A 22,115-nucleotide genomic window follows, 5' to 3' on the forward strand; every position below is an offset into this window, starting at 1 on the left:
TCTACATGATGTGGACCGACGGCCTGGCCCGGTTGATGCCGCCATGGGAGCTGTATCTGGGCCGCTACACCGTGCCCGCGGTGTTCTGGGTCGCGTTGCTCATGGGCTTGGTGTTCACCGTGCTGATCGCCTATCCCTGGATCGAGAAGCGGCTCACCGGCGATAGGAGCGCCCATCACAACCTGCTACAACGCCCCCGCGACGTGCCCGTTCGCACGGCGATCGGCGCGATGGCGATCGCGTTCTACGTGGTGCTGACGCTGTCGTGCGTCAACGACATCATCGCCTACAAGTTCCAGATCTCCTTGAACGCGACGACATGGGCGGGCCGCATCGGCATCCTGCTCCTGCCTCCGATCGCCTACCTGCTGGCCTACCGCATCTGCCTCGGCTTGCAGCGCAGCGACCGCGCGGTACTCGAGCACGGGGTGGAGACCGGAGTGGTCAAGCGCTTGCCGCACGGCGAATACATCGAGGTGCACCAGCCGCTCGGCCCGGTCGACGCGCACGGTCACCCGATTCCGCTGGAGTACCAGGGCGCACCGGTCCCGAAGAAGATGAGCAAGCTGGGCGCGGCGGGCAAGCCGGGCACCGGCAGCTTCCTGCGCGCGGATCCGCGCGCGGAGAGCGTGCGGCACTTCGAGGTCGAGCACGAAGAGGAACGCAGGCAGCTCGCCGTGCTGCGCAAGGTTCAGCAACGAGCGAACGGTGACGGAAACGGTTCCGCGCACTGAGGATTCGCGCCGCAGCCGACCCGCCCGTAAACCGCGAAGGCCCCGAGTCCACACGACCCGGGGCCCGCTTTGCCTTGTTCAGGCCATTCCGGAGCGGTTCAGCCGCGCCGGAACTCTCCCGTCGAGAACCCCATTAGGAATGCATCCCACTCGCCCGGCGCAAACGCCAAGACCGGGCCACGTCCACTGTCCTTGGTGTCACGAACCGCGACATTGCCGTCGACGAGAAAAGCGACTTCCACGCAGTTCCCATCCGGACCGCTGTATGTGCTCTTGCGCCACACAGCGCCCGTCCAATCAACCTCCACGGCACTAGCTCCTTTGCTGCGTCGAGAGCGAGATTTCTCCTGACATCGTTCCAGCAAGCATCGGTACCCGACTGGAAAGCCGAATCCCGTGGTGCACCCCGTGCCGGAGCGCACTTTCCCGGTGCGTAGATATCGCACATCGAGTTCCAGAGGAAATTAACCTCGCGCGGGGCCTGTCCCCGCGCGGTAACACTAGCAGGTCCTTCGAAAGTTTGCCCGGCTCTTGCCTATTCAATCATCGCAACCACACACGTTTGCGAAGAGAGGGAGTTGCGGAAGCATTGCCAGCCTCCCTCATCCATTCTGAACACTGGCGTACCACAATGTTTTTAACGGATGTGATTGCTCTGTTATCGGAGCACAATTCACGCTCGCCCACGGGGTGCGTCGACGCGGCCCCTGCGGCCGTGCATGATGGAACCTATGGTCGAACGCGCTCGTGACGACGCAGGTCGCGCCCGTAATGCCCGTCCGCGCGACCGTCTCGGGCGGCCGCTGCCTCCCGGGAGCACCGGAGTTGCCCGAATTCCGGACGATCTCGATCTTCCACCCCAGCAAACCTTGACCTTCGCCCAGCAACTGCTGGACGACGGACTTGCATTCAACGCACACGAGGTTTTAGAGGCCGCATGGAAGAACGGACCGTTCGCCGAGCGGATGCTGTGGCAAGCGCTCGCGCAGTTCGCTGTCGGACTGACCCACATACAGCGCGGTAATCCGAAGGGGGCGCGTACACTGCTCGCCCGCGCTGTGTCGCGGTTGACGGCATACCAGCCGGAGAGCGGGCGAGCGCCCTACGATATCGACCTCGCCGGATTGGTCGCCCACGCCGAGGCCCTGCTCGCCACGCTGGAGGCAGGCGACGAACCGGCGGACGCCGACCTGCGGCCGCGTCTGCGCGGTTGAGCGCGTCGCTCCTACCATGGCCGACGTGCGCACCCCATCGTCTACCGCCGGTCCCGTGACTGAGCCGGGCGCGGGCCGGTATGCGCCGAGCCCGTCCGGGGACCTGCATCTGGGCAATCTCCGCACCGCGCTGCTGGCCTGGGCATTCGCTCGGTCCACCGGCCGCCGCTTCCTGCTGCGGATCGACGATCTGGACCGGGTGCGTCCCGGTGCGGAGCAGCGGCAACTGGACGACCTCACGGCGATCGGCGTGGACTGGGACGGACCCGTGGTACGCCAGTCCGAGCAGTCGGCGCGGTACGAGGCGGCCATCGCTCACCTCGCCGCCGCCGGACTCACCTACGAATGCTTCTGTACCCGAAGGGAAATTCAGAAAGCCGCGACCGCGCCGCACGGCCCGATGGGCGCATACCCCGGCACCTGCCGCACGCTGAGCGCCTCGGAACGGGCCCGGCTGCGCACCGAGGGTCGTCCGGCCGCGCTGCGTCTGCGCGCCACGGTGACCGAGTTCGAAGTGCGGGACGAGCTGCACGGTCGCTACCGAGGCCCGGTGGACGACGTGGTCCTGCGGCGCGGCGACGGCGTCCCGGCCTACAACCTCGCCGTCGTGGTGGACGACGCGGCACAAGGCGTCGACCAGGTAGTACGCGGCGACGACCTGTTGCCGTCGACCCCGCGCCAGGCCTACCTCGCGACGCTGCTCGGCCTGCCGGTGCCGAGCTACGCCCACGTGCCGCTGGTGCTCAATACCGAGGGTCGGCGACTGGCGAAACGGGATGGGGCGGTGACACTCCGCGAACGATCGGCGCTCGGCAACACGCCGGAGGAAGTAGTCTCGGCACTGGCCGCTTCGCTCGGCTTCACCGCGACATCGTCGTCCGAGCTACTCGCGTGTTTCGACACCCGGCGGCTGCCCCGCGAACCGTGGATACTCGACGTTCATGGGTTGTTGCGAAGCAGCCCATGTCCGTAACGTACGCATCGTCCAACTACTGATCAATCGACGAGGACAAACAACTATGACAAGCGGTGGGTACGACCCCAACCAGTATCCTCAGGGCGGGCAGCCGTACGGGCAGCCGTACCCGCAGGGGGGCGACCAGTACGGGCAGCAGCCCCAGTACGGCCAGCAGCAGCAGCCCCAGTACGGGCAGCAGCCGCAGTACGGCCAGCAGCAGCCCCAGTACGGGCAGCAGCCGCAGTACGGGCAGCAGCAGCCGCAGTACGGCCAGGATCCCTACGGTCAGTACCCGCAACAGCCCGGGTTCAACGCCTACGGTGGTCAGCCGGGGGACCTCGGCACGCGCATCGGCGCCCGCGTCATCGACGCGATCATCCTGATGATCCCGTACTTCATCCTGTACATCCTGGTCAACAACTCGGTGGGCCTGACCATCGGGCTCGGCCTGGTGTGGACCCTGGTCCAGCTCGGCTACTTCGTCGGCATGGAGACCTCGCAGGGCACCACGCTCGGCAAGAAGATCCTCGGCCTGAAGGTGCTCGCCCCGGGCGGCGCCGCCAAGATCGACCCGGTCACCTCGCTGAAGCGCAACGCGTTCGTCGCCGCGAACATCATTCCGTGCGTCGGCGGCCTGGTCTCGCTGGGTCTGGCGATCTACATCATGGTCACCATCTCGCAGGACCCGAACAAGCAGGGCTGGCACGACAAGTTCGCCGGCGGCACCCAGGTCGTCAAGGCCTGATCCGCCACAGCGATATCCAAAGCAACAGGGGCGCGCCCGAATCGGGTGCGCCCCTGTTGCTTTCCCGGCCGTGCCGCTACGTGCTGGTCGCGCCCGCGATGATCACGACGACGAACCACAGGATGCCGAGCACGATCGCGCCGACACCGATCCAGATGCCCGCCAGCGCCATGCCGCGTCCTTCTTGACCGCTCTGCTTGACCTGATTCAGCGCGATCACCCCGAGGATGATGCCGACGATCGAGCCGAGCCCGCAGGTGACGAATCCGACCAGCGACGAGATCAGCGCGCCGATCGCCATGCCGTTGGTGCCCTGCGCCGGGACGCCGTAGGGCTGGTAGGGCGTCTGGTAGCCGTAGTTCGGCTGACCGTACGGCTGCACGGGCTGCTGGTAGGACGGATACTGCGGCTGCGGAGGCGGCGTCATCGGCTGCGAGGGCGGCTGTACCGGGTACTGCGGCGCCGACGGGTAACCCGACGGCTGCTGCTCAGGACTCGGGTACTGCGGGACCGAACTCTGCCCACCGGACTCCGGCGACACGCCTTGGCCGCCGTACTGCTTCCACCACTCGTCGGAATCGCCGGGATTCGTCATTGCTACAGCGTATTCCACAACCTGGTTGGATGATGCGGGTGAGTGAGTCGAAAACCACGCAAGAGCACGGCGGGCCTGGGCGCCCCGCGGACCATGCGGCATTTGCCCAGGTCGCGCGGGGGTACTACGCACCGATCGTGGCCCTGTTCACTGCCACCCTGATCATTTCCAACATCTGCGCCACCAAGGGGGTGGAGTTCCTCGGCGATCGATCGGTGTCGCTCGGGCCGCTACAAGTCCTGCCGATCGCCACCGATGGCGCCTTCTTCCTGTTCCCCCTGGCCTACATCCTCGGCGACGTACTGAGCGAGGTGTACGGCTTCCGCGCCACCCGCCGGGCCATCTACTACGGCTTCGCCGCCCTGCTGCTGACCGTCGTGTGCTTCGCCATCGCGATCCGGCTGCCCGCCGCGAGCTTCTACGACAACCAAGAAGCGTTCCGCACCGTCCTCGGGACGACGCCCCGGCTCGTCATCGCGGGCCTGGCCGGGTACTTCGTCGGCCAGCTGCTGAACTCCGCGACGCTGGTGCTGATCAAGGAGCGGACGAAGGAAAAGTACCTGTGGGCCAGGCTCATCGGATCGACCATCGTCGGCGAGTTCGCCGACACGCTGATCTTCTGCTCGATCGCCGCGGGCGCCATCGGCATCGATACCTGGCAGCAGTTCCTCAACTACGTGATCATCGGCTTCCTCTGGAAGACCCTCTGCGAGGTGATCGTGCTCCCGATCACCTACCGGGTGATCGCTCTGCTCAAGAAGCACGAACCCAGCTACGCGCCGACCGAAGTGGATCCACTGCGCACCTGACGAGTTCCCCGACCACCCTGCGGCGCGGGCGCCGCAAGAGACGATCGCGGCTCCGTGAAGCTCACGATCACCCTTGCGGACCCGCGCCGTCGTGTTCCCGGAAAGCCTTTCCCTTCCCCCAACGCCCTAATGTCTCGGCCTTGTGCTCATCGAAGTAGCCACCCTCGATGCTGTGCCGGATGCGGTCGACCAGGCGGATCGTGAACCGTTCGTTGTGAATGGTGCACAGCGTGGAGGCGAGCATCTCCTTGGCCTTGAACAGGTGATGGATGTAGGCGCGCGTGTAGTTGGCGCAGGTATAGCAGTCGCAGTTCTCGTCGATCGGAGTGAAGTCGCGTCGGAAGCGGCTGGTGTTGATGTTGAAACGGCCGGTGTCGACGTAGATCGCGGCGTTGCGGGCGACCCGGGACGGATTCACACAGTCGAAGGTGTCCGCGCCGTTCTCGATCGCGGTGAAGATGTCCTCCGGTTCGCTGATGCCGAGCATGTGACGCGGCTTGTCCTCGGGCAGCTCGTCGCAGCACCAACCGACGGTGGCGCCCAGGTTGTGCTTCTCCAGCGCGCCGCCGATGCCGTAGCCGTCGAATCCCGTTCCCGCGCTTCCGCGAATCGATTCCAGCCCTCGACATGCCTTCCGGCGCAGGTCCTCGTACTGCGCGCCCTGGATGACGGCGAACAGCGCCTGGTACGGACGGTGCGTGCGCGCGGTGGTCAGCCGCTCGTGCTCGTCGATGCAGCGCTGCGCCCACTCGTGCGTGCGCTGTACCGATCGCTCCTGGTAGGCACGGGTGTTGAGCAGCGTGGTGAGTTCGTCGAAAGCGAACATGATGTCGGCGCCGAGCTGGTGCTGAATGCCCATCGACACCTCGGGGGTGAACCGATGCGCGGAGCCGTCGAGGTGGGAGCGGAAGGTGACCCCGTCGTCGTCCACGGTGGCCAGCCGCTCTTTGCCGGGTGCGATCACGTCGTCGCTGCGCACGTCGACCGCCTCCATCGCCAGCACCTTCTTGAAGCCGACCCCCAGTGACATCACCTGGAACCCGCCGCTGTCGGTGAAGGTCGGTCCCGGCCAGTTCATGAACGCGCCGAGCCCGCCCGCCTCGTCCACGATGTCGGCGCCCGGTTGCAGGTAGAGGTGGTAGGCGTTGGCCAGGAGCGCCTGGGCGCCGAGTTCCCGCATGGTCTCCGGCAGCACCGCCTTGACCGTCGCCTTGGTGCCCACCGGGATGAACGCGGGCGTGGCGATCGACCCGTGCGGCGTGGCGATCACACCGGACCGGCCGTGCCGCCCGTCCAGGCGCGTACCGACGGTGAAGGAGAAGGATTCGGGACCGGACACCCCGCTATCCTCGCAGTTCGCCGCCCGCCGCCCGAACCAGCCCACCGCTCGCCCGCCTCACACCGCTCCCGCGAACTGGGCGTTGTACAGGCGGTAGTACGCCCCGCGCTCCTCGAGCAAACGCTCATGCGAGCCGTGTTCCACGATCCGGCCCGCCTCCATGACGACGATCAGGTCGGCGTCGCGGATGGTGGACAGGCGGTGGGCGATGACGAAGCTGGTCCGGTCGCGGCGCAGGGCGGCGGTGGCGTGCTGCACCAGCAGCTCGGTGCGGGTGTCCACCGAGCTGGTCGCCTCGTCCAGGATGAGGATGGACGGCTTGGCGAGGAACGCGCGCGCGATGGTGATGAGCTGTTTCTCGCCCGCGCTGACGCCGGAGCCCTCCTCATCGATGACCGTGTCGTAGCCGTCGGGCAGCGCGTGCACGAAACGGTCGACGTAGGCGGCGCGCGCCGCGGCGAGGATCTCTTCCTCACTTGCGTTCGGGTTGCCATAGGCGATGTTCTCCCGGATGGTGCCGCGGAACAGCCAGGTGTCCTGCAGCACCATGCCGATGCGCGAGCGCAGGTGGTCGCGGGTGATCTCGGTGATGTCGACGCCGTCGATGGTGATCGTGCCCGCGTCCAGTTCGTAGAACCGCATGAGCAGGTTCACCAGCGTGGTCTTGCCCGCGCCGGTGGGCCCGACGATGGCGACCACGTGCCCAGGGTCGGCCACCAGCGACAGTCGCTCGATCACCGGCTTGTCGGGTTCGTAGCGGAACGAGACGGCCTCGAACTCCACCCGGCCGCGGTCGACCGGACGCGCGTCGGCCATCACCGGGTCCGGGCTCTGCTCCTCGGCGTCGAGGATCTCGAAGATCCGCTCGGCGGAGGCGACGCCGGACTGCAACAGGTTGGCCATCGCGCCGAGCTGGGTCAGCGGCTGACTGAACTGACGGGAGTACTGGATGAACGCCTGCACCTCGCCGAGCGAGAGGCTGCCCGTGGCCACTTTCAGGCCGCCGACCAGCGCGACCAGCACGAAGTTCACGTTCCCGAGGAACATGATCGCGGGCATGATCATGCCCGAGATGAACTGCGCTTTGAAGCTGGCCTGGTAGAGCTGTTCGTTGCGCTGGTCGAACTCCTCGCCGACCTCGCGGTTACGGCCGAACGCGGTGACCACCTCGTGCCCCGAGTACGCCTCCTCGACCTGGGCGTTGACCAGGCCGGTGTACTTCCACTGGTCGACGAAGTGCGGCTTGGACCGTTTCGCGATCTGCGCGGTGACCACGATGGCGGCGGGCACGGTGAGCAAGGCGATCACCGCGAGCTGCCAGGAGATCCAGAACATCATGACCAGGATGCCGAGCACCGAGAACACCGAGATGAGCAGCTGGCTCATGGTCTGCTGCAGGCTCTGCGAGACGTTGTCGACGTCGTTGGTCACCCGGCTGAGCACGTCACCGCGCGGCGCGGAGTCGAAGTAGCGCAACGGAAGCCGATGGATCTTGTCCTCGACCTCGCCGCGCAGCCGCTTCACCGTTCGATTGATCACGACGTTGAGCAGGTAGCCCTGCAACCACCCGAACACGGCCGCGCCGATGTACAGCAGGAGCACCAGGGCGAGGACCCGGCCGACCGCGCCGAAGTCCACCCCGACGCCGGGCACCACGTCCATGGCGCCGAGCATGTCGGCGAAGGTGTTGTCGCCCTTGGCCCGCAGGCCTTCGATCGCCTGGTCCTTGGTCACCCCGGACGGCAGCTGTTTGCCGACCACACCGTCGAAGACGAGGTTGGTCGCCTTGCCGAGGATGTAGGGCCCGATGGTGTTCAGCACCACCGAGACGATGACGAGCGCGATGATCAGCCCGACCTGGAAACGCTCCGGCGCGAGCCTGCGCAGCAGCCGCTTCAGCGACGGTCCGAACGATTTCGCTTTGGCGTCCGGCGCACCGGGAGTGGGCATTCCGGGTCTCATCGCGCCTCCTCGGCACTCAGTTGCGACTCGACGATCTCCCGGTACTCCGAGCAATCCCGCAACAGTTGCTCGTGGGTGCCGATCCCGGCCATCGCGCCGTCCTCGAGCACCACGATCTGATCCGCGTCCCGGATGGTGGCGATGCGCTGCGCGACGATGAGAACCGACGCGTCCGAGGTCTCCGGCTTCAGCGCCTCGCGCAGCCTGGCGTCGGTCGCGACATCGAGCGCGGAGAACGAGTCGTCGAACAAATACACCCTCGGCTTCTTCACCAGCGCTCGCGCGATGGCCAACCGCTGGCGCTGGCCTCCGGAAACGGTGGTGCCGCCCTGAGCGACGGGGGTCTGCAACCCCTCCGGCATCTCCCGGACGAAATCGGCGGCCTGCGCGATCTCGAGCGCGCGCCAGAGTTCGTCGTCGGTGGCGTGCGGATTGCCGTAGCGCAGATTGCTCGCGATCGTGCCGGAGAAGAGGTACCCCTTCTGCGGGACGAGGCCGATCTGCGAACGCAGTACTTCCAGGTCGATGTGGCGAACGTCGGTGCCGCCGACGTAAACCGCGCCGTCGGTGACGTCCATCAGCCGGGGAATGAGGTTGATCAGCGTGGTTTTCCCGGCGCCGGTGGAGCCGACTATCGCGGTGGTGGTGCCGGGGCGCACCTGGAAACGGATGGCCTCGAGCACCGGCTTTTCCGCACCGGGGTAGGCGAATTCGGCGAACCGGAAGTCGACGACGGCCGGGTCGTCGGTGAACGGCTGCGGTAAGCGCGGCGGGTGCACCGAGGATTCGGTGTCGAGCACCTCGCCGATCCGGTCGGCGGAGACCGCGGCGCGCGGCGCCATCATGGCCAGGAACGAGGCCATCATCACGGCCATCAGGATCTGCATGATGTAGGACAGCATCGCGGTGAGCGAACCGATCTGCATGTGCCCGGCGTCGATCGCGTGCCCGCCGAACCAGATCACCGCGACCGCGGTGACATTGCTGATCAGCATGACCGTGGGGAACATCAGCGCCATCAACCGGCCGACCCGCAGCGCGGTGTCGGTGAGTTCGGTGTTGGCCAGCCCGAAGCGCCAGGTCTCCTGCCGTTCCCGTACGAACGCCCGCACCACGCGGATACCGGTGATCTGCTCGCGCAGTACCCGATTCACCTCATCGATCCTGGCCTGCATGTCGCGGAAGCCGGGCACCATCTTGGAGATGATCACGCCCATGGCCGCCGCCAGCGCGGGCACCGCGATCAGCAGCAGCCAGGACAGCCCGAGATCCTCGCGCAAGGCCATGATGATGCCGCCCACGCACATGATCGGTGCCATCACCAGGATGGTCGCCGACATCACGATGAGCAGCTGAACCTGCTGAATGTCGTTGGTATTGCGGGTGATCAGCGAGGGCGCGCCGAACATCCCCACTTCGCGCGCGGAGAACGTGCCGACGCGGTGCAGCAACGCGCCGCGCAGGTCGCGGCCCGCGCCCATGGCCGCTTGCGCGCCGAGATAGACCGAAGCGGCCGAGGCGACGATCTGCACGCCCGTGACCGCGAGCATCCACAAGCCGGTGGTCCAGATGTAGCCGAGATCACCTTTGGTGACGCCGTTGTCGATCAAGTCCGCGTTCAGGCTGGGCAGATACAGCATCGCGATCACGGAAACCAGCTGAAGCGCAACGACCCCCGCCAGCTGGGCGCGGTAAGGGTACAGATGCGAACGAAGGAGTCTGGTCAGCATGATGAATCGCAGGCTACCGGCTGTCGGCGCGAGACGTCGCGAAGATTTCTGACCTGCATGAATGCTCTCCCGTCGGGGGTATGCGGAGCTAGCGGCGCGCCCAGGCGCCCGGGTCTTCGGTGAGCGCCTCGACGAATCCGGGAAGCCGATCGTTCGCGATGTCGGCGATGGAGACGTTCTCCAGCACCGCCCGGATGTTGACCCGCAGCGCGATCCACACCCGCTGCAACGGTTCGGCGGCACCGGAATAGTGGACGTCCTCGGGCCGGGCGCCGCGCACCGACGCCAGCGGGCCCTCGATCGCGCGGATCACGTCGGCGATGGAGATGTCGGCCGCGGCCCTGGCCAGCCAGTAGCCGCCGTCCGGCCCGCGCCTGCTGATCACCAGTTCGGCTCGGCGCAGCTCGCCGAGCACGGACTCGAGCACTTTCGGCGGAATCCGCTGGGCGGTGGCGATCGCTTCGGCCTTGACCACGGGCGCGGCCTGCACGGGGGGTGCGCCGAGCCCGACGACCGACTGGTCCAGTCGCGGCGCACTGGCGATCTCGAGCAGCGTCCGCACCGCGTAATCGACCTTCGCGGTGATGTGCACAGCAGCGACTCCTGGCGTCGAGGGGATAGCTCGAATCTACGCGCCACCGCCTGCCAGCACGCAGGTCGCGGCATCCAGCAGTGAGGATTCCACCAGTGAATCGTCCGCACCAGGCACGAGTTCCTTGGACACCAGCGCGACACCGATCACCTCGAGCGCGGCGCAGGCGCGCAGCTGCGCCTCCTCGGTGGCGTCCGGGCCGGCCAGCCACTCGCGCAGCGCCTGACTGGCGTCCATGAGATCCGGATAGCGGTCGGCCATGGCGTTGATGATGGCGACGGTGTCGCGCACGACCAGCGCCCCGGCGTCACGGTGATGAATCAGGCCGCGCAGATAGGTGCGCAGCACCTGCCGGATGCTCTCGGCGTCGTGCGGTACCTGGTCCAGATCGTTCACCACCGAACGCATGTGATCGACGATCGGATCGATGATCGCCAATAGCAGATCGAGCTTCGACGCGTAGTGATAGTAGAGCGACGCCTTTGTGATTCCTACCGCATCCGCGACCTCACGCAAGCTGGTCTGCTCGAATCCTTTGGCCCCGAACAGCTTCACCGCGGCGTCTCGAATCGCGCTTTTAGTGCCTCCACCTGCGGCGACAGCGCCGGGTGTGTCACGCACAGACATTCGATGATCCTCTCATCACCTTCGCGTCGAGCGAATGTCGCCCGCAGAATAGAGGTTGTTCCTCCGCTTAGCTCCTGGGTAGTCTACCTACCGCACGGTAGGCAGAAAGCGTCAGTGGAGGCGGAGGCAGGCAGGGCACCCCCGCGAGTGCTGTCTACACGCAGACCCAGCACGATCCCAGTCATCGCTAGGAGAACCACTCGTGTCCGTTTATCTGTACAGATGGGGAAAGTTCGCTTTCCGCCGGAAATGGATAGTCCTTCCTGTCTGGCTCGTCTTGTTCGTGCTCCTAGGTGGTCTCGGGGCACAGCTCAGCAAGCCGATGAGCAACGACTTCAGCATGCCGAACCTGCCGTCCGAACGCGCCAACGAGATCCTCGACAAGCACTTCCCCGGCGCCTCCGCCGCGTTCAAGTTCGACGCGGTCACCGGCACCTATGTCGCCGCCGCTCCGGAGGGACAGAAGCTGACCGACCCGGCGAACCGTGCGGCGCTGGACGCGTTCATCGCCGATCTCGGCAGGCTCGACATCGTCGATCACAGCAAACCCATCGTCAATCCGGTCGAAGCGGCCGACAAGATGGGCTGCCTGGCCACCCCCGACCCCGCGCAGTGCAGTGGCGCCCCGCTGAACGTGCTCAGCCGGACCGCGCCCGCGACCGTGGCGGTGATCAACGTCCCGTTCACGATCGCGAAGTTCACCGACGTGACCGACGCGCACCGGGAAGAGGCGTACGCCGCCGCTGCCGGCGCGCGTAACGCCGGGCTCACAGTCGAGATGAGCGGCTCGATCGCGCAGAAGCAGGAAGCGCCCAGCGGCAAGTCCGAGATGATCGGCATGGCCGTCGCGCTGGTCGTGATGATCGTCGCGTTCGGCGCCATCGTCGCGGCGTTCGTGCCGATCGTCACCGCGATCGTCGGTCTCGGCGCGGCCACCTCGCTGATCATGCTCGGCACCTCGGTGATCGAGATCCCCAGCTTCACCACGTTCCTCGCCTCGATGATCGGCATCGCGCTGTCCATCGACTACGCGCTGTTCATCGTGTCCAGGTACAAGCACGAACTCGCGGTCCAGGACTCGCCGGAAGAGGCCGCGGGCACCGCGCTGGGCACGGCCGGTTCCGCCGTCGTGTTCGCCGGTCTGACCGTCATCATCGCGCTGGCCGGCCTGAGCATCGTCGGCGTCCAGTTCATGACCTTCATGGGCCTCGGTGGCGCGATCGCCGCCGGGTTCGCGGTGCTCACCGCGATCACGCTGATGCCCGCGCTGCTCGGCGCGTTCGGTCGCTTCCTGTTCAAGCCGAAGCTGCCGGTCGTCGCCCAGCACGATCCCGAGGACGAGACCTCGATCACCAACGGCATGCGCTTCGGCAGGCTGATCGGCCGGGTGCCGTGGGTCGCGCTGATCCTGAGCGTCGTGGTGCTCGGCGCGCTCGCCGCCCCCGCGGCCGGCCTGAACCTCGGCCTGCCCGGCGACGACAGCATGCCGAAGACCTCCACCATCCGGAAGGCCTATGAGCTGCGCACCGAGGGCTTCGGCGAGGGCAGCAACGGCATACTGAACGTGGCCGTCGACCTGAGCGCCGTGCCCGCCGAGAACCGGGACGCGGCGGTGCGGGCGCTGCGCGACAAGCTCGCGTCCTACCCCGGCATGGACTACGTCACCGAGCCGCAGTGGAGCCAGGACCAGCAGGGCGCGCTGCTGGACGGCGTCCCGAAGTCCGGGCCCAACAACCAGGCCACCAAGGACCTGGTGCAGGACGCCAGGGAGGCCGAAGGCCAGCTGAAGGCCGAGTACGGCATCGAATACGGCATTACCGGCACCACGGCGATCTACGCCGACGTCGACCACGTGCTGCTCAGCAAGATCGTGCCCTACCTGGCGATCGTGGCGGGCGCGGCGTTCGTCCTGCTGATCCTGGTGTTCCGGTCGATCCTGGTGCCGCTCACCGCGGCGCTCGGGTTCCTGCTGTCGATGGCGGCGACCTTCGGCGCGACCGTGCTGATCTTCCAGGAGGGCAAGCTCGGCCTGATCGAGGACCCGCATCCGCTGGTCAGCTTCATGCCGATCATGCTGATCGGCCTGGTGTTCGGCCTCGCGATGGACTACCAGGTCTTCCTGGTGACCCGGATGCGCGAGGAGTTCGTGCACGGCAGGTCGGCCAAGGACGCGGTGGTCGCCGGCTACCACCACGGGGCGCGCGTGGTGACCTCGGCGGCGATCATCATGATCTCGGTGTTCGGCTCCTTCCTGCTGGAGACCGACGTGACCGCGAAATCGTTCGGCTTCGCCTTGGCGGTGGGCGTGCTGCTGGACGCGTTCATCGTCCGGATGGTGCTGATTCCGTCGCTGCTGGTGATCATGGGCAAGTGGTCGTGGTGGATGCCGAAGTGGCTCGACCGCATCCTGCCCGACATCGACGTCGAGGGCTCGAAGCTGCGTGAGTTGCAGCGGCGTTCGGCCGAGACGGTGAAAGAACCGGTCGGCGTCAGCTGATCGACGCCCATGGCTCGGCCCCGCATCCGGACTCCGGATGCGGGGCCGAGTGCGTTTCACCCGGTCGGTTGCGGAAGTTCGCAGTCGCCCACTCGCGGATTCACCCCGACGTAGTTGAGTGGGCCCGCGAGGGCGGTGAGACCGATCGTGCCCCAACCGGCGCAGTTCAGCGGGGGGCCGCTGTCGAAATAATGCCGTTGACCGGCCGCGAGCAACCCGATCGCCAGCCAGGCCAGCAGCAGGAAGCCGAATACCCGGGAGCCGGCGCCCGGGCCGCGTCTGGCACGCGCACGGGATTCGTAGTCGCGCATCTCATCGGTTCCTTCCGTGCACCCCGTAAGAGGGAATACCCGGCCGCACCGACAGCTATCCAACAAAGACCAGCGAGATCCCAAGTAATTCATAAACAGCAAATGTTCAGTTCACATAAGGGACCGCTCGGCTCACAGCTCGTCCGAGCATACGAATAGGGACGGCCGGGTGGGCATGCCCACCCGGCCGTCCCTATTCACTCGATCGAACTACGGACTGGGTTGCGGGACATTGCAATCCGCAACCTTCGGATTCACGCCCATGTAGTTGAGCGGTCCCGCGATGACAGTGACGGCGATGGTGCCGAAACCGGCGCAATTGACCGGTCCACTGTCGAAGTAGTGGCGTTGTGCTGCGGCGATCACGCCGATCAGCAACCAGATCAAGACGATTACACTTCCGATTCTCATGTTTCTCTCGCGCATCGTTCCCGCGCGGACTGTCCGACGGCGCATCTGGCATCGCGTCCTTCCCGCACTTTCCGTATCGGGCGTATACCCGCGATCTCACCCGTTACCCTCCGTGAAACGAGCAATTTTCGAATCGGTTCGGCGCGGGCGGGTAGCTTCGGTAGCCATGGCGTCGGTGTTGCAGTGGTGGATCCCCGGATGGGTGATCCTCCTCGTGCTGGTGGCGGTCTACGAGCTGACCGTGAACAAACGTCGCAGGCGCCGCCGAACCCCCGTCTCCGGCACGTTCACCGACGAGTTCACCGCGCTGTTCTACGCGACCAAGCGCATGGAGCTGGACCATCGCGAATCCGTGTCGATGCTGCGGGACGAGCAGGACGAGGGCGCGCCGCCGCTGGTCGGGGTCGACCTGGAGCACCACCGGGTGGTGCTTCGCAAGCAAGCGGAGGGCGGTCGCGACTGACGCTGCGCGCCTGCGATTTCCAGCGAAGGCGGCGGTCGTCGGCCAGAATGGGCCCATGCGTGGCTCGATGAGTGAGAAATGGGAGCGGTTCGGTGCGCACCTCGAGACCGCACCGGGGCGGCTGTCGAGCGAGATCCGCCGCGTCTTGCGAGCCAGAGCCGCCGCGACAGCCGATCCGGGCCCGCACGACCCGACGGAACTCGCCACCTTCGCCGAGCTGGTGGCCGACCGGTCCTACCGGGTCACCGAGCAGCACATCGCGGCGTTGAAAGCCGCCGGGCACACCGACGATGAGATATTCGAGGCGACCGCGGTCGCCGCCTACGGCGCGGCCGACCGACGCCTGCGCGCCGCGCGGCTGGCGTGGGAGGGCAACTGAAATGTGGCTCGAAGCGGTGCGATCCGGCCACGACCGGCCCACAAGGTTGGTGTTGTGGACCATGCGGCGGTTCAGCGGCGTCGAGGTCCCCGCGGTGCTGAAGGTGCTGTTCTATCGGCATCGGTTCTTCGGATCGCCCCTGTCGGACCTGATCCAGGAGGCCATGCGCGGACCGTCGTACTGGACCGTCGCCGAACGCGAGATCTTCGCGACGCACACCTCCCAGGCCAACGAGTGCCCGTTCTGCGCGACTTCGCACGAGGCCATCGCCGGTGCGTACGTCGACGCCGACCTGGTGACTCGCGCCTTGGCCGACGGCGCGGATTCCCCGCTGCGCCCCGAGGCGCGCGCCATGCTCGGTTTCCTCGCGAAGATGGCTCGTGATCCCGAGGGGCTGACCGCGCAGGACGCCGCCGTGGTCCGGCTGGCGGGGGTTTCCCGGGACGCGTTCGACGAGGCCGTCTGGGTCGGCACCTGCTTCAACGTGATCAACCGGATGATGAACACCGTCGGGGCGGGCCCGCTGGAGGGCAGGCAGCCGAGCGTGAGCGCCCGATTCATCAAACTCGCCGGCTACCGTATGCCGCCGCCGGTGACATTGTTCTCGCGCGGCGTCTGACCGCTTTTCCTCCGATTCACTCGCGTCCCGGATCGATGTGTGTTCTCCTCGAATGGTGAGCCAAGTCCACTTGGGGCACATTTTTCACATCGCCGGTAGTCCTGCTGCCCGCGATGTGCCCGACGCGCTGGCCTACGTCCCGGACGGGGCTTTGATAATCGACGACCGTGGTCGGGTCGCATTCTGCGGAACGCGCTCGGATATCCCGGACGAGTACCGCGCCGAAAAAGTGTTCGACCATCGACCCGGATTCCTGCTTCCCGGGTTCGTCGATACCCATGTTCATTTCCCGCAGACCTTCGCAGGAGATGCCTACGGCGGCGGCCAACTGCTGGAATGGCTGGAATTGTGCATCTATCCGGCGGAATCCCGTTACGCCGAAGTGGAGTTCGCGCGATCGGCGGCAGCCGAATTCTGTACCCGGCGCATCGCCGCGGGCACCACGGCGGCGATGGTGTTCGGCTCGGCGTTCCCACACGCGCAAGACGCCCTGTTCGCCGAAACCCGCCGACGCGGTCTCCGGATGGTCGGCGGCCGTGGCATCCAAACGACCGGAGATCCGTCGGCAGCGCCCTTGATCACCACCGAAGACGACGCCATCCGCTTGACGAGCGAGGAGATCGACAATTGGCACGCCGCCGACACCGGTGACGTGGATACCGCCCTTTTGCACGTGGCGATCGTCCCCCGCTTTTCACTGGCGGTGACTCGCCGAACTCTGAACAACCTCGGCGAGCTGTACGACTCGGTGCGCGAACGCGGCGTCTATTTCCACACTCATCTCAACGAGAACAACCGTCCGGGAACCGGGGAAGTCGACACGACCAAGCACGCCTACGGCGTGACCACCTATCTGGACACCTATGACGGGAAGTTCCTGCCCGGATCGGCGGTGGGCGGCAAGAGCCTGCTCGGTAGGCGCAGCATCCTCGCCCACTGCGTGCACTGCCAGGACGTCGAGCTGGCGCGGATGGCCGAAACGGGCACGTCGGTGGCGCATTGTCCGGTGTCGCAGCAGTTCCTCGGCTCCGGCACGATGCCGTGGAAGCGGACGCTCGCCTCCGGCGTCACGGTGGCCGCGGGCACCGATTACGGCGGTGGCGACGAATGGCTGATCCCGCAGGTGCTGGCGGCCGCGTTCAAGGTGCACATCTCCGAGCCGGGCGAGCACGGGGTGTCGATGCATCCGGCGGAAATGTTGTTCACCGGCACGCTGGCCGGGGCGCGCGCCTTGGATATGGAAAATCGCTTCGGGAATTTCGACGTCGGTAAGGAAGCCGACTTCATCGTGGTGGAACCGGCGCGCGTTCCGGCTCTGGAACACACGCTGGCACAGGGTATTCGTTCCGAAGACCCCGCATTGGCCCGGGATCAGACGTTGTTCGCGCTGCTGATGGGTATCCGCGAACCCGCGATCACCGAGGTCTATGTGCAGGGTCGCCGCATCGACGTCGCATAGCGTCGATGGACGCCGCCGCTACCGCCGTAACGGTCTTTCACCGACCGGCGCACGACGGGGATTTTCGGGACTGGCTCCTGCGGATCACCGAAATCGCCCGTCGAATGGACGGATTCGTGAGTTCCTCCGTGGCGGTCACCGAAGGCGCGCTTCTCGAACCGGGTTTCAGCGTCACATTCCGATCCGAACCCGCACTGCACGCATTTCTGGACTCCGCCGAACGAGCGGCCGCACTGTCCGACGGCACAACGCTCGGTTTTCATCGCAAGAGCTCGGATCTGGTCATCGTCGAAGGCGGGTCGCCACCGCCGGGTATCGGCGTGTTCCGGCACAGCGTCGCGCGCGACAAGGAAGCCGAATTCGAGGCCACCGAGGCACGGCTCGTCGCGGTGAGTTCCACATTTCCGGGATTCGAAGGCGCCGCCCTTTTCCCGTCGGACGGAGGGCGCTGGTTTTCGGTGCTCCGATTCCGTACGGAACGGCAGTTGTCGGATTGGCTGGGCTCGGACGAACGCGCCGCCACCCTACCGGAATTGCGTGCGAAGCTGACCGAGGACTTCACCGTGCAGGCGCACACCACGCCGTTCGGCTCGACCGTGCGAACGGTCCACGGCGAGACCAGGATGACGCCGACGTGGAAGACCGCCATGCTGGTGTTGCTGGTGCTGTATCCGACGGTGATGGTGCTGTCGCGTTTCCTCGGCCCGGTGCTGGACCGGGCGGGAGCGTCACCGTGGCTGGCGTTGTGGCTCAGCCAGATCGTGAGCGTGGGCTTGATGAGCTACTACCTGTCGCCCGCGGTGGCGAGCCGGTTCCGCCGGTGGCTCGATCCGATCGACGGCGCGGGCCTGCGGATCAGCGTCGCGGGGGCGGCGGTGGTCGTCGCGCTCTACGCGCTGACGCTGTTGCTGTTCGCGTCGGTGCGCTGGTTGCAGTACTGGGACTACGACTGAGCGCGCTCAGGACAGGTCGAGATGCCGGTTCATCGACATCGCCGCCTCGGCCAGTTCGGGCAGTTCGAGCACCGTGACACCCGCCTGCCGCAGTTTCTCCACTCCGACGCAGTTCACCACGAACGTCGACGGCTCGCGCCACGCGATCACCACGACCGGGATACCGGCCCGCAGAATCCGGTCGGTGCACGGCAGCCGGTCCTTCGTCCCCCGTTCCGAACAGGGCTCCAGCGTGCTGTAGAGCGTGGCCCGCCCAAGCCGCGGATCCGCCGGATCGAGCTTGCCGAGCGCCGCCTCCTCGGCGTGCTCCTTGGGATCGGACTCGCGCGAGTAGCCGGTCGCGATCTCCGCACCGTCGGCGACGATCACCGCGCCCACCGAGAACGCCCCCTCGGCCACCGGGCACAGGCGCGCGAGCTCGATGGCCCGGTTCATCCAGTAGTGGTGGTCGGGCTCGGTCACCGGATCACCCTCCTTCGGCACTAGTCCTGCGAAAGATGAAAAGCCCCTCACCTGCGAACAGATGAGGGGCTGGAGCGGTGGCGGAGGGATTTGAACCCTCGGAGGGGGGTTACCCCTCACACGCTTTCGAGGCGTGCTCCTTAGGCCGCTCGGACACGCCACCGCCGACAACCATACCGGACCGTCGCCGGATCACTAAATCGTTTGCTGACCTGCGCTGCCCGGTGGGCTCAGCGCTGGGTGCGGAAGAACTCGTCGAGCAATGCCGCGCACTCGTCCTCGAGCACTCCACCGCGCACCTGGGGGCGGTGATTGAGACGACGGTCGCGCACCACGTCCCACAGCGACCCGACAGCGCCGGTCTTCGGCTCCCACGCCCCGAAGACCAGGCGGCCCACCCGCGCGAGCACCAGCGCCCCCGCGCACATCGTGCACGGCTCCAGGGTGACGGCGAGGGTGACGCCCTCCAGCCGCCATCCGTCACCGTGCACCGCGGCGGCACGGCGCAGCGCCAGGATCTCCGCGTGCGCGGTCGGATCGCCGAGCGCTTCCCGCGCATTCGCGGCCCGCGCCAGTTCCCTTCCGGCGGAGTCGAACACCACCGCGCCGACCGGCACGTCACGATCCCCGGCGGCCGCCGCCGCGCTGATGGCGGCACGCACCATGTCGGCGTCCGACGAAATCGGGTCGTTCGGGAGAACGCCCACGTCAGCGTGGCAGTTTGTCCAGTACCGCGGCGAGTTCGCCTGCGAAGCCGAGACGCTGGGCGATCATGCCGAGCTGCTCGTCCGGATACAGGTCGGTCTCGGCGAGGATGACGCTCAGCACCGGTTCGGGCAGGCCGAGATCGGCGAGCACCCCGAGGTCGCCCTCCTCCCACGGCTCGACATCGTCCAGTTCGTCCGGATCGATATCCGGAATCTCCACGTTCAGGGCCTCCAGGACGTCCGCGGCGATGTCGTAATCGATCGCGGCCGTGGCGTCCGAGACGAGCATGCGGGTCCCGCTCGGCGCCGGCCGGAGCACGATGAAGAACTCATCGTCGATGTCGAGCAAGCCGAACACCGCTCCGGAGCTGCGCAAAGCCTTCAGTTCGTTTTCCGCGGCGGACAAATCGGTGAGCGCGTCCCGGCTCAGCGGACTGCACCGCCATTTGCCTTCTTCGCGGACAACCGCCACTGCGAACCCTTCCACGTCGTCGTAATCGTCCGACGCCGCCCTGTTCGTGCCCGAGCGCTGTGCTGCCATGGCCGCAACGGTAGTCTGCTCGAGCGGAAATGTTGAAGTCGTATGCCAATCTGTTCGGGTGACTTCGGCGATGAAAGCACCCGTGTGCGTCCTGGGGACCGGTCTGATCGGTGGATCGCTATTACGCGCGGCCGTCGCCGCGGGCTATGACGGCTGGGGATACAACCGGTCGGCGGCGGGCGCGCAGGCCGCCCGCGCCGACGGATTCGACGTCACCGAAGATCTGCCCGCCGCGTTGCGCCGCGCCGCGGGAACCGACGCGCTGATCGTCGTCGCGGTGCCGATGCCCGCGGTGGACCACATGCTCTCCGCGATCGCCACCTACGCCCCCGAGTGCGCGCTCACCGATGTGGTGAGCGTGAAGGCGCCGGTCGCGGCGGTCGTGCGCGAACACGGGCTCGCCGACCGGTACGTCGGCGGTCATCCGATGGCGGGCACGTCCGAATCCGGCTGGGCCGCCACCGATCCGGAGTTGTTCCGTGACGCGGTGTGGGCGGTCGGCGTCGACGAGGGCACCCGGGCCGAGCCGTGGACCCGCGTGGCGCGGCTCGCCCTGGACTGCGGCTCGGTGGTGGTACCGGTGGTGGCCGCGGAGCACGATCGCGCCGTCGCGCGCATCTCCCATCTCCCGCATGTGCTGGCCGAGGCCTTGGCTCTGGCGGGCGCGACCGGGGGCGATCTCGCGCTGGGACTGGCGGCCGGATCGTTCCGCGACGGCACCCGGGTGGCGGGCACGGCGCCCGATCTGGTTCGCGCGATCTGCGAACCGAATTCGGCGGCGCTGCTGGAAGTTCTGGACGAAACGCTCACCGTGCTCGGCGCGGCCCGCGACAGCCTGCGTGACCAGACATCTCTCGCGGACCTGGTCGAGGCCGGGCACGACGCGCGGCGACGCTACGAATCCGCGCGACGCTGGGAGATCACGGATACCCGCCCGGGTGACCAAGATTGGCTGGAACACCTGCGAGCGGCGGGGCAGCGCGGCGGCGTCCTCACCCGGCTGAACTGACCTGGCCACGGCCGGAGAGTCCGATCGAGGTAAGTGCGGCACACGCTGAGAACCGCTGACCCGATGCCCAGCACACCGGAGTCGGTCCGGGCGCTGTCGATCGCACACGACGGTGGGGCCACCGAGCGCGATGCGCGTCAAGCGGCGTTGCCCGACTGTGCCGGGACGAGCCGGGCAACATCGACAACAGCGCGTGCCGTCGAGCCCGCGATGAAGGGGTCGGCGAGGGTGTGGGCGCTGCGCGGCCGCCGGACTGCAAGTGGGGCCCATGCACCGGCAGTCGTTATCGGCCGCCCGGGGACCGGATGATCCGGCTCTCGGCGCGAAAGCTTCGGCCTGCCCGCTTGCGCAGGTCGCGGCCCGTTCGGTGCGGCGTCAGATCCGTTCGGCCAGGCCCGGGTAGTCCAGCAGGAAGCCGTCGGCGTCCACCGTGACCGTGGCGCTGGAGACCGGCGACAGCACGCTGATGCCGTCGGCGGCGCTGCTGTAGATCAGCGTGGCCTCTTGGACGAGCAGGTCGGGCAGGCGGACATAGACCACCGGGACCTGGACGTCCTCGACCGCGTGTTGCAGGTCGTAGCGGCGGATCGGCAGCGTGTTGAAGAACGGGCTGAGCACCACGTCCACGTCGAGGGCGCCTGCGAAGGTGGAGCGCACATGGTTGCCGCCCGCGTCGACGAGCCAGTAGTTCTCCTCGTCACGGGCGATCGAGGCGTGCCGCTCACCGGCGGCCGTCGTGGTGCGCAGCGACAGCCGCTTCGTCGCGCCGTTCTCATCGGTGACCAGGTCGTACGACGCGCTGAAGGCAGGGTGGTCCGCGCTCGCGCCGCCGATCATGCGCCCGGCGGCGCGGATGCGGTTGCCATTGAGCTGCACCCGCACCGACTCCATCCGGGTCGCGTCGTGGGCGCGCCAGGTGAGGATCGCCGGCCACCGGGATTCCTGCGGACTCGCGGCGGGGCGCTCGGGGTCGGGGGCTGGGGTCGTCACGTATCTACC

Annotated in this window: 24 protein-coding genes, 1 tRNA gene and 1 pseudogene; 12 read left to right on the plus strand and 14 right to left on the minus strand. The window is 67.1% G+C overall.

Annotation, left to right across the window (positions count from 1 at the left end):
- A pseudogene (locus ACZ6DL_RS06890) lies at positions 1-734 on the plus strand (cytochrome bc1 complex cytochrome b subunit); the annotation flags it as partial.
- Positions 735-832: 98 nt separating this feature from the next.
- On the opposite strand, the gene ACZ6DL_RS06895 reads toward ACZ6DL_RS06890, so the two are convergent.
- A complete protein-coding gene (locus ACZ6DL_RS06895; RefSeq protein ID WP_466049602.1) occupies positions 833-1,180 on the minus strand; it encodes a DUF397 domain-containing protein in 348 nt (115 codons plus the stop codon).
- A 285-nt stretch (positions 1,181-1,465) separates the two neighbouring features.
- Between ACZ6DL_RS06895 and ACZ6DL_RS06900 the strand changes: the two genes are divergently transcribed.
- The 3 genes from ACZ6DL_RS06900 to ACZ6DL_RS06910 are packed head-to-tail and all read left to right on the plus strand — an operon-like array spanning position 1,466 to position 3,651.
- The gene (locus ACZ6DL_RS06900) at positions 1,466-1,948 is read left to right on the plus strand and encodes a DUF309 domain-containing protein (RefSeq protein WP_391460739.1); all 483 of its coding nucleotides are present in this window, start codon (positions 1,466-1,468) and stop codon (positions 1,946-1,948) included.
- 16 nt (positions 1,949-1,964) lie between these two features.
- Positions 1,965-2,921 (plus strand): tRNA glutamyl-Q(34) synthetase GluQRS, encoded by a 957-nt coding sequence (gene gluQRS / locus ACZ6DL_RS06905; RefSeq protein ID WP_466049604.1) that lies wholly within the window; start codon positions 1,965-1,967, stop codon positions 2,919-2,921.
- A gap of 46 nt (positions 2,922-2,967) precedes the next feature.
- Positions 2,968-3,651 (plus strand): RDD family protein, encoded by a 684-nt coding sequence (locus tag ACZ6DL_RS06910; protein WP_357043440.1) that lies wholly within the window; start codon positions 2,968-2,970, stop codon positions 3,649-3,651.
- 76 nt (positions 3,652-3,727) lie between these two features.
- On the opposite strand, the gene ACZ6DL_RS06915 is transcribed toward ACZ6DL_RS06910, so the two are convergent.
- Positions 3,728-4,246: a DUF4190 domain-containing protein gene (locus tag ACZ6DL_RS06915; protein WP_040864386.1), complete on the minus strand. Its 519-nt coding sequence runs from the start codon at positions 4,244-4,246 to the stop codon at positions 3,728-3,730.
- A 29-nt stretch (positions 4,247-4,275) separates the two neighbouring features.
- Between ACZ6DL_RS06915 and ACZ6DL_RS06920 the strand changes: the two genes are divergently transcribed.
- Positions 4,276-5,055 carry a queuosine precursor transporter gene (locus ACZ6DL_RS06920; RefSeq protein WP_157114106.1) on the plus strand — a complete coding sequence of 260 codons (780 nt, stop codon included), beginning with the start codon at positions 4,276-4,278 and terminating at the stop codon, positions 5,053-5,055.
- A 67-nt stretch (positions 5,056-5,122) separates the two neighbouring features.
- On the opposite strand, the gene tgt is transcribed toward ACZ6DL_RS06920, so the two are convergent.
- From tgt to ACZ6DL_RS06945, 5 genes are all read right to left on the minus strand, one after another.
- Positions 5,123-6,394 carry a tRNA guanosine(34) transglycosylase Tgt gene (tgt, locus tag ACZ6DL_RS06925; RefSeq protein WP_466049606.1) on the minus strand — a complete coding sequence of 424 codons (1,272 nt, stop codon included), beginning with the start codon at positions 6,392-6,394 and terminating at the stop codon, positions 5,123-5,125.
- A gap of 57 nt (positions 6,395-6,451) precedes the next feature.
- Positions 6,452-8,356: an ABC transporter ATP-binding protein gene (locus ACZ6DL_RS06930; RefSeq protein WP_466049608.1), complete on the minus strand. Its 1,905-nt coding sequence runs from the start codon at positions 8,354-8,356 to the stop codon at positions 6,452-6,454.
- Positions 8,353-10,086 carry an ABC transporter ATP-binding protein gene (locus tag ACZ6DL_RS06935; protein ID WP_466049609.1) on the minus strand — a complete coding sequence of 578 codons (1,734 nt, stop codon included), beginning with the start codon at positions 10,084-10,086 and terminating at the stop codon, positions 8,353-8,355. Before ACZ6DL_RS06935 ends, ACZ6DL_RS06930 begins: the two co-directional genes overlap by 4 nt.
- 88 nt (positions 10,087-10,174) lie before the next feature.
- Positions 10,175-10,678, minus strand: a complete 504-nt coding sequence (locus tag ACZ6DL_RS06940; protein ID WP_466049611.1) for an RrF2 family transcriptional regulator — start codon at positions 10,676-10,678, stop codon at positions 10,175-10,177.
- A gap of 36 nt (positions 10,679-10,714) precedes the next feature.
- A complete protein-coding gene (locus tag ACZ6DL_RS06945) occupies positions 10,715-11,305 on the minus strand; it encodes a TetR/AcrR family transcriptional regulator (RefSeq protein ID WP_466049613.1) in 591 nt (196 codons plus the stop codon).
- A 202-nt stretch (positions 11,306-11,507) separates the two neighbouring features.
- Between ACZ6DL_RS06945 and ACZ6DL_RS06950 the strand changes: the two genes are divergently transcribed.
- Positions 11,508-13,802 (plus strand): MMPL family transporter, encoded by a 2,295-nt coding sequence (locus tag ACZ6DL_RS06950; RefSeq protein WP_466049615.1) that lies wholly within the window; start codon positions 11,508-11,510, stop codon positions 13,800-13,802.
- Between the two features lie 56 nt (positions 13,803-13,858).
- Here the strand turns inward: ACZ6DL_RS06950 and ACZ6DL_RS06955 are convergent, their stop codons facing one another.
- Together ACZ6DL_RS06955 and ACZ6DL_RS06960 are read right to left on the minus strand one after the other, a co-directional pair.
- A complete protein-coding gene (locus ACZ6DL_RS06955; RefSeq protein WP_466049616.1) occupies positions 13,859-14,113 on the minus strand; it encodes a hypothetical protein in 255 nt (84 codons plus the stop codon).
- 210 nt (positions 14,114-14,323) lie between these two features.
- Entirely contained in the window at positions 14,324-14,524 is a 201-nt protein-coding gene (locus ACZ6DL_RS06960; protein ID WP_040864380.1) for a hypothetical protein, read from the minus strand.
- A gap of 166 nt (positions 14,525-14,690) precedes the next feature.
- On the opposite strand from ACZ6DL_RS06960, the gene ACZ6DL_RS06965 reads away from it, so the two are divergent.
- The 5 genes from ACZ6DL_RS06965 to ACZ6DL_RS06985 all read left to right on the plus strand — a co-directional run bounded on the left by ACZ6DL_RS06965 (position 14,691) and on the right by ACZ6DL_RS06985 (position 18,397).
- Positions 14,691-14,987, plus strand: coding sequence for a DUF6191 domain-containing protein (locus tag ACZ6DL_RS06965; protein ID WP_466049618.1), 297 nt, complete (start codon positions 14,691-14,693; stop codon positions 14,985-14,987).
- Positions 14,988-15,042: 55 nt separating this feature from the next.
- Positions 15,043-15,366: a carboxymuconolactone decarboxylase family protein gene (locus ACZ6DL_RS06970; protein WP_396985993.1), complete on the plus strand. Its 324-nt coding sequence runs from the start codon at positions 15,043-15,045 to the stop codon at positions 15,364-15,366.
- A 61-nt stretch (positions 15,367-15,427) separates the two neighbouring features.
- Positions 15,428-15,985 carry a carboxymuconolactone decarboxylase family protein gene (locus ACZ6DL_RS06975; RefSeq protein WP_466049619.1) on the plus strand — a complete coding sequence of 186 codons (558 nt, stop codon included), beginning with the start codon at positions 15,428-15,430 and terminating at the stop codon, positions 15,983-15,985.
- A gap of 52 nt (positions 15,986-16,037) precedes the next feature.
- Complete coding sequence (locus ACZ6DL_RS06980) at positions 16,038-17,444, plus strand: amidohydrolase family protein (RefSeq protein WP_466049621.1); 1,407 nt, start codon at positions 16,038-16,040, stop codon at positions 17,442-17,444.
- A gap of 116 nt (positions 17,445-17,560) precedes the next feature.
- A complete protein-coding gene (locus ACZ6DL_RS06985) occupies positions 17,561-18,397 on the plus strand; it encodes an antibiotic biosynthesis monooxygenase (RefSeq protein WP_466049623.1) in 837 nt (278 codons plus the stop codon).
- A 6-nt stretch (positions 18,398-18,403) separates the two neighbouring features.
- On the opposite strand, the gene ACZ6DL_RS06990 is transcribed toward ACZ6DL_RS06985, so the two are convergent.
- From ACZ6DL_RS06990 to ACZ6DL_RS07005, 4 genes are all read right to left on the minus strand, one after another.
- Positions 18,404-18,859, minus strand: a complete 456-nt coding sequence (locus tag ACZ6DL_RS06990; RefSeq protein ID WP_466049625.1) for a dCMP deaminase — start codon at positions 18,857-18,859, stop codon at positions 18,404-18,406.
- 75 nt (positions 18,860-18,934) lie between these two features.
- Positions 18,935-19,022: transfer RNA gene (locus tag ACZ6DL_RS06995), tRNA-Ser, on the minus strand.
- Positions 19,023-19,089: 67 nt separating this feature from the next.
- Positions 19,090-19,524 carry a nucleoside deaminase gene (locus ACZ6DL_RS07000; protein ID WP_466050456.1) on the minus strand — a complete coding sequence of 145 codons (435 nt, stop codon included), beginning with the start codon at positions 19,522-19,524 and terminating at the stop codon, positions 19,090-19,092.
- A gap of 43 nt (positions 19,525-19,567) precedes the next feature.
- Positions 19,568-20,107: a tRNA adenosine deaminase-associated protein gene (locus ACZ6DL_RS07005; protein ID WP_040864375.1), complete on the minus strand. Its 540-nt coding sequence runs from the start codon at positions 20,105-20,107 to the stop codon at positions 19,568-19,570.
- A gap of 70 nt (positions 20,108-20,177) precedes the next feature.
- Between ACZ6DL_RS07005 and ACZ6DL_RS07010 the strand changes: the two genes are divergently transcribed.
- Positions 20,178-21,116 carry a prephenate dehydrogenase gene (locus ACZ6DL_RS07010; protein ID WP_466049627.1) on the plus strand — a complete coding sequence of 313 codons (939 nt, stop codon included), beginning with the start codon at positions 20,178-20,180 and terminating at the stop codon, positions 21,114-21,116.
- Positions 21,117-21,491: 375 nt separating this feature from the next.
- Here ACZ6DL_RS07010 and ACZ6DL_RS07015 read toward each other — a convergent pair whose 3' ends face one another.
- Positions 21,492-22,106, minus strand: coding sequence for a putative glycolipid-binding domain-containing protein (locus tag ACZ6DL_RS07015; RefSeq protein ID WP_084499007.1), 615 nt, complete (start codon positions 22,104-22,106; stop codon positions 21,492-21,494).
- Positions 22,107-22,115 lie beyond the last annotated feature (9 nt).

The sequence above is a fragment of the Nocardia sp. NPDC041819 genome (assembly GCF_055590505.1).

Excerpts from the sequence above, each read along its gene's own strand:
- ACZ6DL_RS06915 (WP_040864386.1), bottom strand. The coding sequence starts at position 4,246 with ATGACGAATCCCGGCGATTCCGACGAGTGGTGGAAGCAGTACGGCGGC.
- ACZ6DL_RS06935 (WP_466049609.1), bottom strand. The coding sequence starts at position 10,086 with ATGCTGACCAGACTCCTTCGTTCGCATCTGTACCCTTACCGCGCCCAG.
- ACZ6DL_RS07005 (WP_040864375.1), bottom strand. The coding sequence starts at position 20,107 with ATGGCAGCACAGCGCTCGGGCACGAACAGGGCGGCGTCGGACGATTAC.
- ACZ6DL_RS06960 (WP_040864380.1), bottom strand. The coding sequence starts at position 14,524 with ATGAGAATCGGAAGTGTAATCGTCTTGATCTGGTTGCTGATCGGCGTG.
- ACZ6DL_RS06965 (WP_466049618.1), top strand. The coding sequence starts at position 14,691 with ATGGCGTCGGTGTTGCAGTGGTGGATCCCCGGATGGGTGATCCTCCTC.
- ACZ6DL_RS06980 (WP_466049621.1), top strand. The coding sequence starts at position 16,038 with ATGGTGAGCCAAGTCCACTTGGGGCACATTTTTCACATCGCCGGTAGT.
- ACZ6DL_RS06955 (WP_466049616.1), bottom strand. The coding sequence starts at position 14,113 with ATGCGCGACTACGAATCCCGTGCGCGTGCCAGACGCGGCCCGGGCGCC.
- ACZ6DL_RS06975 (WP_466049619.1), top strand. The coding sequence starts at position 15,428 with ATGCGGCGGTTCAGCGGCGTCGAGGTCCCCGCGGTGCTGAAGGTGCTG.
- ACZ6DL_RS07010 (WP_466049627.1), top strand. The coding sequence starts at position 20,178 with ATGAAAGCACCCGTGTGCGTCCTGGGGACCGGTCTGATCGGTGGATCG.
- ACZ6DL_RS06945 (WP_466049613.1), bottom strand. The coding sequence starts at position 11,305 with ATGTCTGTGCGTGACACACCCGGCGCTGTCGCCGCAGGTGGAGGCACT.
- ACZ6DL_RS06920 (WP_157114106.1), top strand. The coding sequence starts at position 4,276 with ATGATGCGGGTGAGTGAGTCGAAAACCACGCAAGAGCACGGCGGGCCT.
- ACZ6DL_RS07000 (WP_466050456.1), bottom strand. The coding sequence starts at position 19,524 with ATGGTGCGTGCCGCCATCAGCGCGGCGGCGGCCGCCGGGGATCGTGAC.
- ACZ6DL_RS06900 (WP_391460739.1), top strand. The coding sequence starts at position 1,466 with ATGGTCGAACGCGCTCGTGACGACGCAGGTCGCGCCCGTAATGCCCGT.
- ACZ6DL_RS06970 (WP_396985993.1), top strand. The coding sequence starts at position 15,043 with ATGCGTGGCTCGATGAGTGAGAAATGGGAGCGGTTCGGTGCGCACCTC.
- ACZ6DL_RS06910 (WP_357043440.1), top strand. The coding sequence starts at position 2,968 with ATGACAAGCGGTGGGTACGACCCCAACCAGTATCCTCAGGGCGGGCAG.
- gluQRS (WP_466049604.1), top strand. The coding sequence starts at position 1,965 with ATGGCCGACGTGCGCACCCCATCGTCTACCGCCGGTCCCGTGACTGAG.
- ACZ6DL_RS06930 (WP_466049608.1), bottom strand. The coding sequence starts at position 8,356 with ATGAGACCCGGAATGCCCACTCCCGGTGCGCCGGACGCCAAAGCGAAA.